The sequence below is a fragment of the Duganella sp. BJB476 genome (assembly GCF_003416895.1).
Classification (GTDB): domain Bacteria; phylum Pseudomonadota; class Gammaproteobacteria; order Burkholderiales; family Burkholderiaceae_D; genus Rugamonas.
The window spans coordinates 1-16,613 of the sequence record NZ_QVIO01000009.1 but is presented as its reverse complement, the minus strand read 5'-3'; the positions used below and the strand labels follow the sequence as shown (position 1 = coordinate 16,613).

General features: G+C 58.2%; 16 protein-coding genes and 1 pseudogene. 5 read left to right on the top strand and 12 right to left on the bottom strand.

Annotated features, from left to right (window positions below):
- Positions 1-113: 113 nt before the first annotated feature.
- A complete protein-coding gene (locus D0T21_RS31870; protein ID WP_147328184.1) occupies positions 114-371 on the top strand; it encodes a hypothetical protein in 258 nt (85 codons plus the stop codon).
- A 535-nt stretch (positions 372-906) separates the two neighbouring features.
- Positions 907-2,919: a methyl-accepting chemotaxis protein gene (locus tag D0T21_RS27475; RefSeq protein WP_229211657.1), complete on the top strand. Its 2,013-nt coding sequence runs from the start codon at positions 907-909 to the stop codon at positions 2,917-2,919.
- A 118-nt stretch (positions 2,920-3,037) separates the two neighbouring features.
- On the opposite strand, the gene D0T21_RS31865 is transcribed toward D0T21_RS27475, so the two are convergent.
- From D0T21_RS31865 to D0T21_RS31860, 3 genes are all read right to left on the bottom strand, one after another.
- Positions 3,038-3,349: a hypothetical protein gene (locus D0T21_RS31865; protein ID WP_147328183.1), complete on the bottom strand. Its 312-nt coding sequence runs from the start codon at positions 3,347-3,349 to the stop codon at positions 3,038-3,040.
- A 55-nt stretch (positions 3,350-3,404) separates the two neighbouring features.
- On the bottom strand, positions 3,405-3,638 hold the full coding sequence (locus tag D0T21_RS27470) for a hypothetical protein (RefSeq protein WP_147328182.1): 234 nt from the start codon (positions 3,636-3,638) through the stop codon (positions 3,405-3,407).
- Between the two features lie 240 nt (positions 3,639-3,878).
- Positions 3,879-4,187 (bottom strand): hypothetical protein, encoded by a 309-nt coding sequence (locus tag D0T21_RS31860; protein ID WP_147328181.1) that lies wholly within the window; start codon positions 4,185-4,187, stop codon positions 3,879-3,881.
- A gap of 2,210 nt (positions 4,188-6,397) precedes the next feature.
- Here D0T21_RS31860 and D0T21_RS27465 point away from each other — a divergent pair.
- Positions 6,398-7,084: a hypothetical protein gene (locus tag D0T21_RS27465; protein WP_116993163.1), complete on the top strand. Its 687-nt coding sequence runs from the start codon at positions 6,398-6,400 to the stop codon at positions 7,082-7,084.
- Between the two features lie 71 nt (positions 7,085-7,155).
- On the opposite strand, the pseudogene D0T21_RS27460 reads toward D0T21_RS27465, so the two are convergent.
- Positions 7,156-8,391, bottom strand: a pseudogene (locus D0T21_RS27460) (IS66 family transposase); the annotation flags it as partial.
- A gap of 22 nt (positions 8,392-8,413) precedes the next feature.
- Here D0T21_RS27460 and D0T21_RS27455 point away from each other — a divergent pair.
- Positions 8,414-8,758 (top strand): ATP-binding protein, encoded by a 345-nt coding sequence (locus D0T21_RS27455; protein WP_116993162.1) that lies wholly within the window; start codon positions 8,414-8,416, stop codon positions 8,756-8,758.
- A 299-nt stretch (positions 8,759-9,057) separates the two neighbouring features.
- Here the strand turns inward: D0T21_RS27455 and D0T21_RS27450 are convergent, their stop codons facing one another.
- The 8 genes from D0T21_RS27450 to D0T21_RS32895 all read right to left on the bottom strand — a co-directional run bounded on the left by D0T21_RS27450 (position 9,058) and on the right by D0T21_RS32895 (position 16,412).
- Positions 9,058-10,017, bottom strand: coding sequence for an alpha/beta hydrolase (locus tag D0T21_RS27450; RefSeq protein WP_116994566.1), 960 nt, complete (start codon positions 10,015-10,017; stop codon positions 9,058-9,060).
- A 1,009-nt stretch (positions 10,018-11,026) separates the two neighbouring features.
- A complete protein-coding gene (locus D0T21_RS32120; protein ID WP_158568057.1) occupies positions 11,027-11,179 on the bottom strand; it encodes a hypothetical protein in 153 nt (50 codons plus the stop codon).
- Positions 11,180-11,293: 114 nt separating this feature from the next.
- Positions 11,294-12,994: a hypothetical protein gene (locus D0T21_RS27440; RefSeq protein WP_116993160.1), complete on the bottom strand. Its 1,701-nt coding sequence runs from the start codon at positions 12,992-12,994 to the stop codon at positions 11,294-11,296.
- Between the two features lie 149 nt (positions 12,995-13,143).
- On the bottom strand, positions 13,144-13,506 hold the full coding sequence (locus D0T21_RS27435) for a signal peptidase (RefSeq protein ID WP_116993286.1): 363 nt from the start codon (positions 13,504-13,506) through the stop codon (positions 13,144-13,146).
- 360 nt (positions 13,507-13,866) lie between these two features.
- Positions 13,867-14,163: a hypothetical protein gene (locus D0T21_RS27430; protein ID WP_116993159.1), complete on the bottom strand. Its 297-nt coding sequence runs from the start codon at positions 14,161-14,163 to the stop codon at positions 13,867-13,869.
- Positions 14,151-15,311, bottom strand: a complete 1,161-nt coding sequence (locus D0T21_RS27425) for an NAD(P)/FAD-dependent oxidoreductase (RefSeq protein ID WP_116993158.1) — start codon at positions 15,309-15,311, stop codon at positions 14,151-14,153. Before D0T21_RS27425 ends, D0T21_RS27430 begins: the two co-directional genes overlap by 13 nt.
- Positions 15,312-15,316: 5 nt before the next feature.
- Positions 15,317-15,637 carry an SPASM domain-containing protein gene (locus tag D0T21_RS32900; RefSeq protein ID WP_373995380.1) on the bottom strand — a complete coding sequence of 107 codons (321 nt, stop codon included), beginning with the start codon at positions 15,635-15,637 and terminating at the stop codon, positions 15,317-15,319.
- On the bottom strand, positions 15,621-16,412 hold the full coding sequence (locus D0T21_RS32895) for a ferritin-like domain-containing protein (protein WP_373995381.1): 792 nt from the start codon (positions 16,410-16,412) through the stop codon (positions 15,621-15,623). Before D0T21_RS32895 ends, D0T21_RS32900 begins: the two co-directional genes overlap by 17 nt.
- On the opposite strand from D0T21_RS32895, the gene D0T21_RS32590 reads away from it, so the two are divergent.
- On the top strand, positions 16,293-16,613 hold a 321-nt coding region (locus tag D0T21_RS32590), incomplete at its 3' end, for a hypothetical protein (protein WP_229211673.1). The two genes, D0T21_RS32895 and D0T21_RS32590, sit on opposite strands and share 120 nt — an antisense overlap.

Genomic DNA, 16,613 nt, shown 5'->3' with positions numbered 1-16,613 from the left:
CGGTGATCGACGACTGCGTCGTTGAAACTGCCAAGGCGATCGTGATAGTACAGCGTTAACTTGTGCCGGGCGACGGCGGCGATCTGGCAGTCCCTGGTCTGGATGCGCGGCACTTGATCCAGCTTTTCCAAGTTGTCCAGCAACTGGCGCACGGCGTCATTGCTGGTGTTGGAAAAGACAATGAAGTGCTAGCTCTCGGTCCTCATCCACGGAGATGTCTTCTTCTGTCCCGTCACGGTCACACTTTGCTGCACGCTGGCGACGACGGTCTACATCAACGCCAGCAGCGCCATCTTTTTCAAATTGTTCACGAAAGTATCGATACCCACTTTGCGGCTGGCAGCAAGACCGAAGAGGATGTTGGCCAATAGTTTCAGGCAAACGGCTAGTCTGCGGACAACGCCCCCGCTCCTAATGCTTAAACTTTGATTAGCGAACCTATCTTCTGTCCCCGTAACCGAAACCATCCCAGCTTCCTACAAGAAAATCAGGATTTCCCGAGATGAAATTTCATCAGGCTAGGCTATTATTTTAAATGACTTCCATAAGAGAAATTTTAGGTTAGCAAGATGCAATAAGTGCTTTATGAGTAGTCTGTTGCAACCTCATATAACCTGGCATCGAACAACCGAGCGATCAATTAAATAAATTACGTGACCTAGAACAATGCGGTATTGATTGAGAGGCCGGCTGCAGTGGCCGGCTTTCGACAGGGCCGAGCGATTGTCCTTAATTGGCAATGTAAACAAGAACCTCAGACTGGGTTTCTGGCTTACAACCCCACGCAGCACTCCGGCAGAGCCTGCACGTCTCGTCTCGCGAAGCGCTTTGGCAGCACCTTATCGCCTCACGCAGTCGCTCCCCCAGAGCACCCTCAATCCGCACCACCTTTACCTACAAAGAATAATGCAAACCTTTACCATGAGTCCCCGCGACTGGGGCGTCGGCACCAAGATCACCGTGATTACGTTCGGCCTGATCGCCGTCATCCTGGTCATGCTCCTCAGCCTGATCAACATGAACACTTCGACCATGCTGACCGAGCGTGCCAAAGCCAATGTCGCCAACACGCTGGGCGGCATCAGCAACACGGTCGACGTGTTCAACACCGCTATGACCAACGAGGCATCCAGCTTCGCCCGCTTGTTCGCCGCCGGTTTCGGCGACGGCAAGTTCACGCGGGACAGCACCACCATCGTCGACATCGGCGGCAAGGCCACACCGTCGCTCAAGCACGACGGCAAGACGCTGAACCTGGACTTCGCCATCCCCGACAAGTTCACCGCCGACACCGGCGTGGTCGCCACCATCTTTGCCGCCAGCGGCGACGAGTTCGTGCGCGTGAGCACCTCGCTGAAGAAGGAAAACGGCGAGCGCGCGGTCGGCACCCAGCTCGACCACGGCCACCCGAGCTACGCGCCGCTGCGCGCCGGCGACAACTACATCGGCCTGGCCACCTTGTTCGGCAAGCAGTACATCACGCAATACGATCCGATCAAGGACGCCGGCGGCCAGGTCATCGGCGTGCTGTTCATCGGCCTGGACATCTCGAAGAACATGGCCATGCTGAAGGAAAAGATCAAGGCCATCAAGATCGGCGACAGCGGCTACATCTACGTGGTCAACGCCGCGCCGGGCAAGGCGCTGGGCACCGCGCTGGTGCACCCGGCCAAGGAAGGCGAGAGCCTGATCGACAACGCCAGCAGCGACGGCCGCCCGTTCGTCAAGGACATGCTGGAGGCCAAGGAAGGCTCGATGCGCTACAGTTGGGCCGACAGCGCCGGCGCCGCGCCGCGCGAGAAAATGGTCGAGTTCCATACCTTCAAGCCGTGGAACTGGCTGATCGTCGGCGGCACCTACACGGAAGAAATCACCCGCGAGGCAGGCCAGCTGCGCAACCGCTACGCCGCGCTGGGCCTGGTGTCGCTGGCCTTGTTCGCCGCGATCCTGTTCCTGCTGGTGCGCGCCAACATCACCCGCCCGCTGGCCCGCGCCGAAGCGGCCGCGACCCGCATCGCCCAGGGCAACCTGGATGTGCAACTGGCCATCGATAACAAGGATGAGATCGGCCTACTGCTGTACGCGCTGAACGGCATCTGCAAGAACCTGTCCGGTGTGGTCGGCCAGGTACGACTGGGCGCCGAGCAGATCACCACCGCCTCCAACGAGATCGCCGCCAGCAACCTGGATTTGTCGTCGCGTACCGAAGAGCAGGCCTCCAACCTGGAGGAAACCGCCACGTCAATGGAACGGCTCAGCAGCGCCGTTAAGCAGAACGCCGACAACGCTGCGCAGGCTAACCAGATGGCGCTGGCCGCCTCGGGCATCGCCGCCAAGGGTGGTGAAGTGGTGGCGCAAGTGGTCGACACGATGGACTCAATTAACCAGTCCTCGCGCAAGATCGTCGACATCATCTCAGTCATCGATAGCATCGCCTTCCAGACCAATATCCTGGCCTTGAACGCGGCGGTGGAAGCGGCACGCGCAGGTGAGCAAGGCCGCGGCTTCGCGGTGGTGGCGTCGGAAGTGCGCAACCTGGCGCAGCGCTCGGCCACTGCGGCCAAGGAAATCAAGGCGCTGATTGATGACTCGGTCAGCAAGGTCGACATCGGCAGCGCGCAGGTGGCGAAGGCCGGCAGCACGATGCAGGAAGTGGTGGTCAGCGTGCGCCGCGTGACCGACATCATGGCCGAGATCAGCACCGCCAGCGACGAGCAGCGCGCCGGCATCGGCCAGGTGCACGAGGCCATCGCGCAGATGAACCAGGTCACGCAGCAGAACGCCGCGCTGGTCGAGCAAGCGGCCGCCGCCGCACACGCGCTGCAAGACCAAGCCTCCGATCTGGAACAGGTAGTGCTGATCTTCAAGCTAGGTGACGGTTACGACAGCGCCCCCCCGTGCCGTGCCGGCTGGCGTTGAAGTAATCCCAGCCCTACCCGGCAGTGACCGAATTCTCAGCTCCCAAGTATTCAGGGCACCAGTTGTATTTTGAGCGGCGCGCGAGCATCTAGCACACTTATAGCGATTTAGACCGAACTCATATTGCGAAGATAACTACATCACAAAACAACTGGTTTAAACTCCGAATTTCTACCCTATTGAAATCAAAACAATTTTCAAAAAGTATTTGGTCGAGCAGCTCCCTCGCCAACCATAGTGCAGCCGTTTGGCGGTAAGTATTTTCGCCGGGCATAGACACTGGCAGGCAGCTGAGTGTGTCGATTTTCGGCAGTGGCATATCACAACGTTTCCATTTTTCTATCGAGGCTATATACGAATAGCATATCGCCACTGCTTCCATTTTCATCCCGTTAAGCGGCACAAATCCTGTATCGAAACGAATGCGCATGAAACTGTGTCAACTCAGCCCGTTCACTCGCAAATCGCTTCGCTAAACTAAGCCTTTAGTGCTTATTTAGCACCACGCATGTGGCGACGTAACTCTGGGCTCCCAGCATTAAATCGGCCATGGCCAAACACATGTTGGCTACATCCGCCAACCCTTGCGCACGGACATTCGGATCAGTCTCTCGCAACGTCGTGCTAAAAAGATCGACAAGATTTTTCTCCGACAATACCGACAGATCGATAACACCATTCGTTTGTACCAACCAAGCGCGATATTCGGAGTCAGTCATATTCTCTAGATCTTTGTGCTGCATCGGTTACCTCTCAAAGTGTCAATAGACGAATTGTAGCTCTCCTCCTATCCACTGCAACCCCGTATCAATTGCATTGCGCCAGCACGGTAGAAATATAGAGCATTTTGACATTTCCACTATCGGCTAAAATGAAGTTGACATTACTCATTTGTTTCTTCAATGTTTTGCTCGTTTCCACTCAACTGGAGAATGAATGTCATATATAAATTTCCGAGGTTATTTTGTTTTAGGTTGGGCAACATTGGCCATCGCCATCAATCCAGCAACCATATTATTTTCATTTGAAGGATCAATCGGAAGATTGCTTTTTTTCCTAACTCGCTTAAGCACAGAGGCAAAACTACTAATCGTAAACTTAAATCTATTTTTATTCAAAAGTTCTACTACTGCCTGACGGCTGATTCCACTTTTGAGTAACCCTTCAATGGCATCTAGTTTTTCTTCCAATCGCCTGGTCGCAGAGATACTGGTAAGAGCAACCTCGGTGGTGATCAGAAAGGCTGGTTGGTCATTTTTATTTTTCATTATTTGGGTTAGCTTCGGTTTGGCTGCCCAGGTACTTTTTCTTCTGGCTGCGAAAATATATTGTATTGGGCGGCGCTTTCCCTATCCCATCGATAATGAGGGGGGAAAAACAGAGATTCAACCTACTACAGACAAAGTGTCCCGGAAATGTCCCTTGAGTGGACCCGATGTGGACTCGATGTGCACTCGATGTGCACTCGATGTGCACTCGATGTGCACCCCATATGCACCTTAGGTGCACCCGACATGTCGCTCTTCCATGTTACCTATTGCCATCGCAAGTACTATGACGTTGCTTGGATCGATCTGCCCGTTCACAACTTGAAAAAAATATTGCGCCGAATCAATTGTTACTCTAAAATCGGTGTCGTCGGTTCCCGGCAGATATTTAGTCCACGCACGTTCCAAATCACCACTCTTCGCTGTCCAGTCCTGGAAAGCAAAGAATTCAAGTGCCGCTTCGCGGCAAACTTAGCCAACAGTGTTTGGCGGATCAATCATCAGCTGGTTTCTCTTTGTGCTCGTTTGAGCATGTCGAGTACCGGCATTTTTTTCCTACTAAGTTCGTAATACAAATAAATACTGAGTGCTGAGATAACCACAAACGCCTGCGGCAAACGAGGCATTTACGAATACTAAAGTCCTACTAAACGTGTTTTACACAAGTGAAACGCGCCCTCCGACCATCATGGTCAAGACCTCCTGCTAAGCGTCAATTCCGGCTACCTCGTCCTTCTTGTCCCTGGTCCGGACGAACGCTGTCAACACGACGCCCATGAGCGTCCACATCGAAGAAAGAAAGAGCAGCGATGGGTACTTCACCCACATGTCCTGAACCGTGAAATGGCACGATTAGGGGGATTGGAAGCTGCGACGCCTGAGGGCGGAAAGGGTAGAAAAATAAAGGGTGATAGCGCCACCCCACAACCGGCTCATGCTGGAAGCGCTACGCGAGGAACGCGTGAACAGACCAGAACTTGCCCAAGGGCAAGCAACCCGTAACCGCGAGGGTCGGGCGATTTGCAAAAATAGCAATAGATGGGATGCAAATCGAAACGAGTATACTTAAGAAGGGCCATCACCCATTGCTTGTAACATTGCAAGGAATATTATTTAAATTCAAAAGAGAATGTTTTTAAACATACCAACAACAGGGTTGCGTCGAAACGAAAAAGTCTGGTACGTCACCAAGCGAGGAAGGAAGCAAGCTGTAGGGCGTCAATGTATTTGCAACTGGCGCCACAATTCTGCGACTAAAAACCGCTAGTTGCAGCGACTGACCTATTTTTCGCTAACGTCCAACGTGAAATCCGTGCCAAGCTAATGAATAACTGCTAACACGAGGATTGAAAATCCTTGTGTCGGTGGTTCGATTCCGCCCCGGGGCCGTCAAGAACATACCTCACCATGTTGAGTTGCACTGAAAATTGCCCCATCTTCCCCACGAATTTGCAACGGAATCTGATAATCATCTAGCCGTCCTCCCTTCGGCCGAGCCGAAGCATAAAGTCACGGTACGAATCCGAACTTTATCGAGGCTGCCGTCATGTTATTTTGTGGCATTGATTTTCATTCCAACAACTGCCTTGTCGTCGTCTCCGACGACGCTGACAAGGTCGTCTATTCCAAGCGCCCCCCCTCCATAAACGTGTGAGAAAGAAAAATCATTTTCTCGTTGCCAGAGCCTCAGTGACCTGGCCGTTAAACCAACTGAGGCAGGAAGCTGAATCGGTAGCTTTTAGCAGCGCCTGGAGGAGACGTTTCGCAGTGGCCCTAATTTTTCATTTAAATCCACTTAAAATTACTAAGCAATTGATTTAAAAAGAATTTTATAAAAACACGGACAATTCACTTAATTTCAACTCTCCATTTAGGCGGGTTCAATTCTCAGCGCCGCTATGTCCTTCTTACGAGCGGCGGACGCTCGGAGATGGGCGTCACACTTTAAGTGCGCTACAAATAAATATCGATTTATTTTCAATTACTTATGGTTTTCGTTACGGAACACTTTATTCGTGCAGCGATACACTTCGCTCTACATGCAATGATGTGGGAATTGGTGAGAATAAGGTGCGGGGCAAGGGCCTAAAATGTCAGCCCTTCCACTTTAATTTCCTTCATATAACTCGATCGCGAAGTCATTGAAGAACTCAAAGCCCTGCTACCGTACCACTCGGCGGTTTGAATCGAGCCCGCTGTCTTTGCCATTCTTGCTCGATCAAAACGTCGTGCACATGGTGGAGCCCGGAACACTCGTGATTGACACAGTGCGTGGATCGAATGGCAAACCTGTCGAGTGGCATGAAGTGGAGCCAGGCGTGTGGCAAAACGCGGCAAACCCGCTTCGTCGCCGCTACTTTCTCAAGAATGCGCAAGGCGATTGGGAGATGAGCAGAAACGGGGACCCGATGCAGATCATGCAAAAGGTGTCCTGGTATCAGCATAAGCTGGTGATGCTTCCCGTCTTGGTCTTGTCGATTGCTACAGTGTTGCTAAGCGTTCTGATGTGGCCGTTGTCCGTTATTTGGCGCATACGATCTGGCCCACAAGCCGCTCTGTCGCCGGTGTTGCGTACGGCCAGGAACCACATGCGCTTGGCCGGGTTGCTGTCATTGCTGCCATGGGCTTTGTATGGTGGCATTTTGCTGGCCTACTTGAATAACTCCCTGTTCATTGCATTGCCCACCTGCGCCATACTCTTGCGCGTAGTTCAGATCTTGGCATGGCTCGCGGTGGGCGGCACGACCGTTGCGCTCCGGGCTGTATGGCTAACTTGGCCCAATCGGGAGGCGTCGTTGGTGAGCCGGGTTCACTCCATGGCGCTTGCCTTGGCGTGTTTAAGGGCCACGGCCGTAGCTTGGCAGGGAAGTTTTTTGATTTGGAATTGGCGCTATTAATGTAGTAAGCGTTTTCTTACGGACTTTTTGATAATCGATGATTGCATCAACCCGCTGGGAAGTGGCATAGCTCAAAGGGCTGCCGGTAAGTTGCATTTCCAAGGCAAGAAATCCTCAACCCGGTTGACGGGATGATCGGCGATTTGCGTCAACACGTGACGCAACCAGGCTTCGGGGTCGACAGCGTTCAGCTTAGCCGTTCCGATCAGCGAGTAGATCGCGGCAGCGCGTTCGCCGCCGCTGTCGGCGCCAGCAAACAGGTAGTTACGGCGCCCAATAGCAATGCCACGCAAGGCGCGTTCGGCGGCCGAGTTATCAATCTCGATGGCGCCGTCGTCGCAGTACCGCAGCAGCGCCGGCCAAAGCTTGAGCGAGTAAAGGATGGCGGCCGCCGTATCGGATTTGCACGACAGCGTAGCGAGCGCGGTTTGCAGCCATCGTTCGAGGTCGTCGAGCAGTGGCCTGGCATGCTGCTGACGAGCAGTGCACCGCTCGTCAGGTGGCTTGCCGCGTATGCCTTCCTCGATCGCATACAGCTCGCCGATGCGCCGTAGCGCTTCGGTAGTTAAGGGTGACGGGCGCGCTGCATGCAAGTCGTAAAATTTTCGGCGTGCATGCGCCCAGCAAGCAGCTTCGCAAATCGTACCATCCTCGAACAAGGCGTTGAAGCCGGCATAGGCATCAGCTTGCAGCACGCCTTCAAACTTGGGCAGGTGGGTCTGTGGATGGATGCCTTTGCGGTCGGGCGTGTAGGTAAACCATACCGCAGGTGGTGTCGCGTCGCCGGCTGGCCGGTCGTCGCGCACATAGGTCCACAGGCGCGCAGTCTTAGTCTTGCCGTTGCCGGGCGCCAGCACCGGGATCGGGGTGTCATCAGCATGCAGTTTCGATGCCGTCAGCACATGACGTCGAATGGCATCGACCAACGGACGCAGCAACGCGCTGGCTGCGCCGACCCAACTGGCCAGCAAGGCGCGGTCCAGGTCAACACCTTCGCGAGCGTAGATCACGGATTGACGGTACAGCGGCTGATGATCGGCGAACTTCGCCACAAGAATGTGCGCCAGCAAGCCAGGGCCGGCGATGCCGCGCTCGATGGGCCGGCTTGGCGCCGGCGCCTGGACGATGGCGTCGCAGCAGGCGCATGCCAGCTTGGGGCGTACATGGCGGATCACACAGAAGCTGGCCGGTACGAACTCCAATTGCTCGGCCACGTCCTCGCCCAGCGGCCGCAGGCCGCCACCACAGACCGGGCAGGCATCGGCCGTGGGCACATACACTTTCTCGTCACGTGGCAGATGCTCGGGCAGCCTGCGCACCGCGCAGACGATGGGCACGTACGAGCGGCGCTTCAACTACCTGGCCAAGGTGCCGCAGCTGCTGATCGATGACTTCGGACTCAAACCACTTCGCCCGCCGGAGGACGAGGACTTCCATGACCTGATCGCCGAGCGCTACGAGAGGACGGCGACGGTCCTGACGTCCAATCTCGATCTCGAAGAATGGGGTGCGGCCTTCCCGGCCAACAAGATGATCGCAGCCGCCACTCTCGACCGCCTACGCCACGGTGCCTACAAGATCGAACTCGACGGGGATAGCTACCGAAGCTTGAAGCCGGCTTCGGAGAAATCGAGGCCGCCGGCCGCGAAGACCGGCAGGCCCGGCGCATCCTGATCGCAAACTGCACGGCAATGTGAGCGGCCGCTCCAGCGCGATTCGCGCCCTGGGACGTCGCCCCAGACCCCGCATTGCCGTCGGCCGCCACTGGGGAACACCACTCCCCAGCGGCCTTGTTGACGGATTCCGGCCAATCGGTGTCAATTCCATCTATTGATACGACTGCTTCCACGAAACTTCGCGGCGAGGTCCGGATACACATCGAATTAGCGACTAGGTTGGCGCGGTCCGCAATCAGTCGGACTCTCCTGGACGCCATTACGTAACCGGCCGCTTCCACCCATTGCAGACAGTGGCTAGCATCGCAGCACGCTGCGGACGAATGCCAGCATATCGGCGCGGCAGCGCCTGGCCTCCGCCAAAAACTCCATGAAGTAAAAACTGTGCGGCACGTCGTGCCATATCGTCAGGCGCACTGGCGTGTTAGCAGTGCGCGCAAGTTCGGCGCCGCGTCGGCTGTCGTCAAGCAGGATTTCCTGGCTGGAGACATGCAGGTGGATCGGCGCCAGACCGGCCCAGTCGCCCAGCAGCGGCGAGGCGTCCGGATGGTCGGGCGGTATAGCGCCGAGGTAGACCTGCCACGTCCATGGCCAAGCGTTCGGCCCCATCATGCAATCCTTGGTCGCATTCGCCGCAACGGACGGACTTGCAGCCGTCAGGTCGATTGGCGCAGACATTAGGATCGCGCCGCCCGGCTGCGGCAGGCCGACGCGGCGCGCGCGCATTAGCATGGCCAGCGCCAGGTTACCGCCGGCTGAGTGGCCGGTCACGACGATCCTGGTTGCCGGGACGCCGGCGGCCAGTAAGCCCGCATAAACAGCGGAGCAATCGTCGAGCCCGGCCGGGAACGGGAACTCGGGGGCGAGGCGGTAGGGTACCAGCAAGACCGGCCGGCCCAGCTTACCCGCTAGCCACCCGCCGAAGCGCCGGTCCGTCAACGTCGGGCGCATCGCGAAGCCGCCGCCGTGCAGGTGAACAACCATGCCCTCACGCGCTAGGTGCTGCGGCCCTATCCATTCCACGCGCACGCCGCCGACGTCATCCAACGTCACGGCCATGCGCTTACGGCCAATCGCGCCCAGACGGTCAGCGTCCATATACGTCTTACGCATGGCGCCGACGGTGGGCAGATCATCCCACAAGTGCCGTATTGTGCGCTTCAGCGCGGCGTTAACTAGGGTTCGGATGAGCATAAGGTCGGGCGCAGGGTAGTCGAGCACGTTCGGCGGCTTTGGCCGAAAGCGGAAGTTCGGCAAGGGCAGTGTACCTCAGCAGGACTGCGGATCTGAACTTTCGGTCAGTCGCGTTTTTTGTTGTGCAGTCGCGTTATTAAATGGATTCGACAATCGGCCAAAAAATCCCCACCCAAAATACACGCTATTTCGGCTGAGATCGGTATTGCAAAATCGCCCGAAATCACGCATTCTTACAACCCAGTTTGAGCCCCAAAACGAATGGCCTAAGTGGCGCCATTACGCCGACAATGGGTGGCGCCAAAGCGCCGACGATTGACAGCAAGGCCCGAATAATAGCCAAGTTAGCCTTCATGCCGCTTGCTTCGACCGAGCCGATAGGCATGGCATGCTGTCGACGTCTAGTTCGGTCAGTAGCTTGATTTCTCTGCAGGTAAGGTAGCAACCTGTTTGCTGTGCCATGCAGATCTCAATTGAAAGAATATTCGCGGTTCTCATATCGACCAGCTGCATACGTTTGCGAGCCAGGTCCCTGACGGCACGGGAAGACTTGGGCATGATATGGCCCTCGGGTACCTTTCCCGACATCGGCGATACAGCCAATCCATTCAATCCGAATGCCGTCAACGTCCTCTTCCTGCACAGGCGGCGTGTGCCGACCGAGCGTACTCAGACGGTCGGCCCAGGAAAATCGACAAACGCGGGAAGGTATTGACAAGAAATCGACGTATCATCGTTAGATCGAACCGGACAGGACTGCTGATCGTACCATGTTCGCTTACCTCACAGAATCCACAAACCAACACTTCGACCTACGCTGATGCGCCAAGAAACGAGGGCAGACTCGCACGGACGGACGGCTTCACCTTACACACCTTCGACCAGGTAACCTGAGGATGATCCTGTGGAAGCTGCGGCTTTTCTTTTTGCCCTGATCGCTGCCTGGCCAACGTGGAACCAGCTTTGTGCCAGCGCCTTGCTCTCGTCGGTGCTGGGTACATGTCGACCGTACAGCCTGAGGCGCATCGTCGTACTGCAATCATCCGATCATCCCCACCACCAACGAGAGGGATCAATCACCCATCCAGTTCATGCCCTCCTTATTCATTGGGTGGGCATGCCAATCATCCTCTTCTGGCAGTTCATCCGTACAAACGCTGCCGCCAAACATCAACATCAAAACCAGCGTTACTATCTGCCAGTGGTCCATCAAAAAGTGAGCCATGATTCATTTTCCGTCAGTCGATAGTGAGAGCTAAAGCGACGTTCGTTCGTCGCCGCTTCAGTAAATTCATGGTATGCCCGAGTGGTGCACATGCAACCCCGTTTTGGATGCAGCTCATTGCACCGTATTCGGCGCCAATACACGGTTGCCAGTGGAAGCACCCAGAATCGTGCCGCCGAACGAAGGACCGAGCGCTTCATTCATTCGACCGATCGACTTGGCAACCTCGACATCGGCAGTTGACGTCGGCGCGATAACGGCACTCTGGCTCATCGCGAACTCCTTCAGTCCGCTCACAGTCGCCCTGGCGAAGCCATCTGCCGGCGCCAGCGCCATAACGAAACGTTTTCCTGCTTTGCCGAAAGACACGGTGACAATGTCAGAGACCCACATGCGCAGCGTTGCATCTTGCACTCGCGTGACTGTCGCATGCGACTGCACATTTCCACTGAACTGGTTACCGATGCGCATTTCGCCAGTCTGGAATGTTCCTTCAATCCCGACCAAGATCAAGCGTGACTTGAAGTACATGCGGGACCACAACAGATGGCCAATCCGGAACGCCAGTACCATTGCAACGCCGAGAGCTATGACGACGAGCAGAACACGTAAAATCTCCATACGCTGCATATCGACAAACAGCGGCGCATAGTACGCGCCAACCGACGCAGCCAGGACACTTAAGACGAGTCCCCAAGCGCCTAGCGCGATCAGGTAGCGACGATGACGGCTACCTACTTTGTCGCTCACGCTCTCGGCACTCATGTTCAAAAATGCAGAAGGTTGAGTCTCCTCGAGGATATAACCTTGGAACGAGGCACGCTCCGAATTGGTCATGCCGGGGATAACGTTACCGTAGACACGGTTCGGGATACCGCCCACCCAGCTGTCCTGCATATCGCGACTGAGCTTGGGCCACAGTTGGGCCGGATGGCAGTTCATGGAAATCGTGGTTTGCTCTACCGAGACACTGGTCTGTTCCACATTGTCCAGTTGGGACAACAGCGACACTAGAAAGATTACCGATGCTACCATCGACGTCGTCAACAGCAGCAGCGGCGCAATCCACAGCGGCGGGACATGCAACGCCGGTAAATAGCGGGGCACAAGGACTGGCGCCAGAATCGCATACGTAACGAGGCCGATCAACTTCCACAGCATCTTGTCGGAGTTGGCCACCTCCTGCGTATTGAAGTCTTCCGCCGCTGACTTCATGAAGGGTGTCAGAAGCGACAGGCCCGTCATCGGCAGATACATCCACGAGATCACGCCTTCGTACTCTGTCCCTGCAGCGAAAAAATAGGACGCAGCCATCGACAACAGGATTCCTGTCATCGCGATTCCCGCATGGAAGTGCTGAACTGCGGCCGCCTGGATGGGAGGTGGTGCCGTGATCAGCGGCTTAATCAGGGCATACAAAACACCATTCAATGGACCTTGCGGCTCAGCGAACTCAACAACACCCTGGCGCAGCATATCGATCACATCCGTTCCGCCTTTCGCCAGGCCGTAGCTGTTCGCAGGTACTTCGTCAGCCAATCCCATTGGATACTTGCGTCCAAAGTAAAAACGAATCTGCGACAGCGCTTGAATCAGGAACTTTATAGCGATGCCGAAAAGGGTGGCTGCGAGGATGACCGCGATCGCTGCCACTTTATCTTCGCGGTCATGAAAGTAGGTTCGCGCATCAAACAAGATGGCGACGGCGCCGGCGGTCAGCGCGAGGAAGGACAAGAGCAAAAACCAGTTCTCTGTCTTAAAAGGGTTGGGGTAGTCGTTGGCGGTGTTATCGCCCGAATTGAATTCGTATGTCATCGTTAAGGTCTTGCTCGGCTGTTGGGAGACCTAAAGCGTCTCATCGGACAGTCCCGACGCAACCCCACCACGGCAAAGACAGGAAGGACCATTCGGCAGGCGCAGCGAAATGAGCACCCGGAGCAAGTGTTTATCTAAGCAGGGCTTGCTTATCGAATCGTCCACCAATTCGTCGCTTGTGCGCCCGACGTCTTGAACCAGACGTTCTTGACGGCGGCGCCGCCGCAACCATTCTGATAAACGGAAGCCATGAACTGCTTATTCGCGGCCACCGTACCAAAGTTAGAGCTCTTGCCGGCCTGAACATCCCGCTGACCATTCACATAGAACCGCACGCAACCCTTGGTGAAGTTCTGTCCCATCAGCGTAGTGCTGGTCGGTGTAGTTCCCGGCGTATGGGCATTATTGGCACCAGGAGGAGTCTCATCGGCGCTAGCGGAGCCTGCCGTCAAAGCAGCAACCACGACTGCGGCGAACATCGTCTTTTTGCCAATGATTTTGCTGTTATTCATTTTCAATACCCTTCAATGATGTGGATAAATCGGAAGCCTGAGCCGAAGGCGACCATGTCGAGCGTGGTAGCTGGTTACTGGCACCAATGGCACTCGCAGCATAGATTGATGGGTAAAATGTTTTAGTTAACAATACGAACATCGCAACTCGCCAACGAAAGCAAGCGTGAGCGGCTGTTATACAATTGAAGGGATGGCTTAGCTGGCGCAAGCGGCAGAATACATAATCGCCTTGTGCTGCATGGCTGTGAGCGAACTGGACGTACAGTGACGAACCGCTCGCACTCAGCCGTCACAGTTTCGCATGAGTAATGAAGAAGTGCCTGTTGGTGTGGTGCATCCAATGCGACGACACGCGCCTCAGCCGACGCTTTCCAGCAGGCCGCGCTGCCACAGCCAGACGGCGATGCGCTGGGCCTTGTGGCCCGACATGCCGTCCCCCAGCATCTGCAGCAGCTGGGCTAGCGGCAGCGGCTGCGCCAGCCTGGCCAGATGCGGGAACAGCGCCTCGTTTTCCAGGAAGGCCAGCGGCCGCTCCAGATGGGGGTGGTCGAGCGCCTGGTGCAGGCACACCCGATCTTCAACCACACAGGGCAGCTCGACGATCGCTGCGCCGCCGTGCAACCGCAGCGGCAGGGCCGGGTTTAGCCACGCCAACGGCTTGAGTTCCGGCGGCTGGTAGCCGGCCAGCCGGGTGCGCTCCGCGGAAAGGGCGGCCAGCAGTTCCGACCGCATCGCGCCGCCGCCGCCGGCCTCGCAGCGCTCGCGGGCTTGCCAGAAGGGCTGGTCGGCGCACCAGGCCTGGCCGTAATACGCTTCGGTCCAGTGTGCGTGGCGCGCGCAGGCCTCCACCAGCCGGCCCTCGAAGAAGCAGCGGGCCAGCGGCGGCCGGGGCGGTCGTCTCCCAGCACGGTATGCAGGGCCACCGCCGCCTGCTGCGAGAAGCGCATCGCCTTTTCCACGCCGGACGAGGAAACCGGATCGAGCGCGAAGGCCGTGTCGCCCAGCTTCAGGCGGCCGTCCTGCCAACTGTCGGGCGCCAGGTAGGGCGTGGCCGAGCACATTTTCACCGCGCCCAGCATGGGCAGCTCGGCCGCCGCGCGCAGCAGCTTGCTGGCCGCGCAGGCGGCGCGCAGGCGGGCCTCCGGCCCGGCCGGTGTGGCCTGCCGGGCCACATGCGGATCGCAGACCAGCATCAGCCGATAGCGCCCGCCGGGCAGGGAGCCGTGTTCGAGCGCTTCGGCCTGGGTGGTGCCGTCCAGCTCCGCCAGGGCCGACTGGTCGACCTCGCTCCACAAGGCCGCCAGCCGGGGCGCGCAGTCGATGCGGCCGCTGGCGTCGAAAATGAAGCGGGCGCGCACTTGGCGGCTACGCGCTTGGCCGCACAGCAGGCTGACGCGCCAGTCGCCCGCCGCGCCGGCCAGGTCCAGCAGACGGGCCGGCTGTTCGAGCTTGACGCCACGATGCTGCGCCAACGCCAGCAAGGCCGCGTCGAAGTGGCCCCGGTCGACGATCGCCGAGCTGGCCTGTTGCAGCAGGTCGGGCGTGCGGCTGCGCCACAATACCCGGCTGCCCGCATGGGCGACGTGGGGCACCGCCGCCAGCGCGTCGTTGACGTCGAGCAGTTCGATGATGTTGCGCACGCCGGGCGTGAGCGCCTCGCCCACCTGCGCCCGCGGCCAGACGGCGCTGCGCTGGACCAGCAGGACGCGGTAACCCAGCTGTTGCAGCCGTAGCGCGGTGCTGACGCCGGCTAGGCCGGCGCCGATCACCAGCGCGTCGAACAGGATGTCGCCGTCGCGCATCGGGCTCAGTCCGGCTTGCCGGTCGGCGCGGCGTACCAGTCGGGCGCCAGCTGGCTCAGGCGTTGGTGCGCGCCTATCGTGTAGTGCAGCCAGCCGCGTATGTAGTCGCAGGCGCTGCGCCCGCGCGCCAGCACCTCGTGGTGGCAGCCGCCGCCGCACAGGTAGCGCGCCCAGCAGGCCGAGCAGGGCTGCTGCCGGTGCACATGGCGTTCGTTCAGCCAGATCGCCTGGCGGGCGCGGTCGCCCCCGCCATCGAGCGAGCCCATGGCGCCCTGTTCGTCGCCGACGAAGCGGTGGCAGGCCGACAGATCACCAACGGCCGACACGCCGAAGTAGCCGGCGCCGCAGGGGTAGGGCCAGTGCGTGCCGCGCTGCAGTTCGCGCAGGGCGGCGTTCCAGTGTTCGGCCGTCAGCGACGCGAGCTCGACCAGCTCGCGCATCTCGACATAGATGCGCAGGAAGCGCACGAAGTGCGAGGCGGTGGTGCCGCTGGTGGCCTCGCCCTGGTGGGTGATGGCGTGCAGCGCGGCGACCATGTTGTCGCAGCAGGTCTGCGGCACCACCAACACGTCCGGCGTCTGCGTCGGCTGGCCGCTGGCCGCTGGGGCGGGCACGATAACCGCCCTGGTAGCCGCGGCCCCATTCGGCGAAGTCGGCCTGGGCCGGCAGGGGCGAGGCGTCGAAGGCGGCGTCCGGCAGGTAGTCGGGATCGGCCACCAGCGGAATCAGGGTGTTGAACAGCGCTGCCACCTGCTGCGGGTCCTCGCCCCGGGCGTGTACGCGCAGGCGGATTTCGTCGCCCAGCACGCCGCCGTCCCAGTCGACCGGCGATTCGGCGTACACGTACTTGGCCAGCGAGTTGAGCGTCAGCGGTTCGAGCGTGAACGGGAATGGGTAGAACGACGAGTCCCAGGGCTCATCCTCGCGTTCCGTGTGCAGCGGGGAGCCGATCAGGCGCAGCGAGTTTTGCCCCGAGATCAGGTGACCCATCTCCTCCTTGGCGATACCCAGTATCACCTCCTGCCAGGTGCGCACGCTGTCGCGAAACGCCTCGGGCACCTGCGGGCCGCCAAGCGAATATGCGGCGTACAGATATTGCACGATCAGACAGTGTTCGATTTCTGCGTCGATCGACAGCAGGCAAGTGATGTAGTCGCGTGGCGAAAATTCCAGGTTCAGCGCCGGTGTCCTGGCAGGCTTGGCGCCGGCCGCCGGCGCGACCGTGCCGCGCAACAACTGCGGCGTGGTCGACGGCAAGCCTTGTTCGGTGCCGGTGCGGGGCAGGGGGCGGAGGGGGAGCCG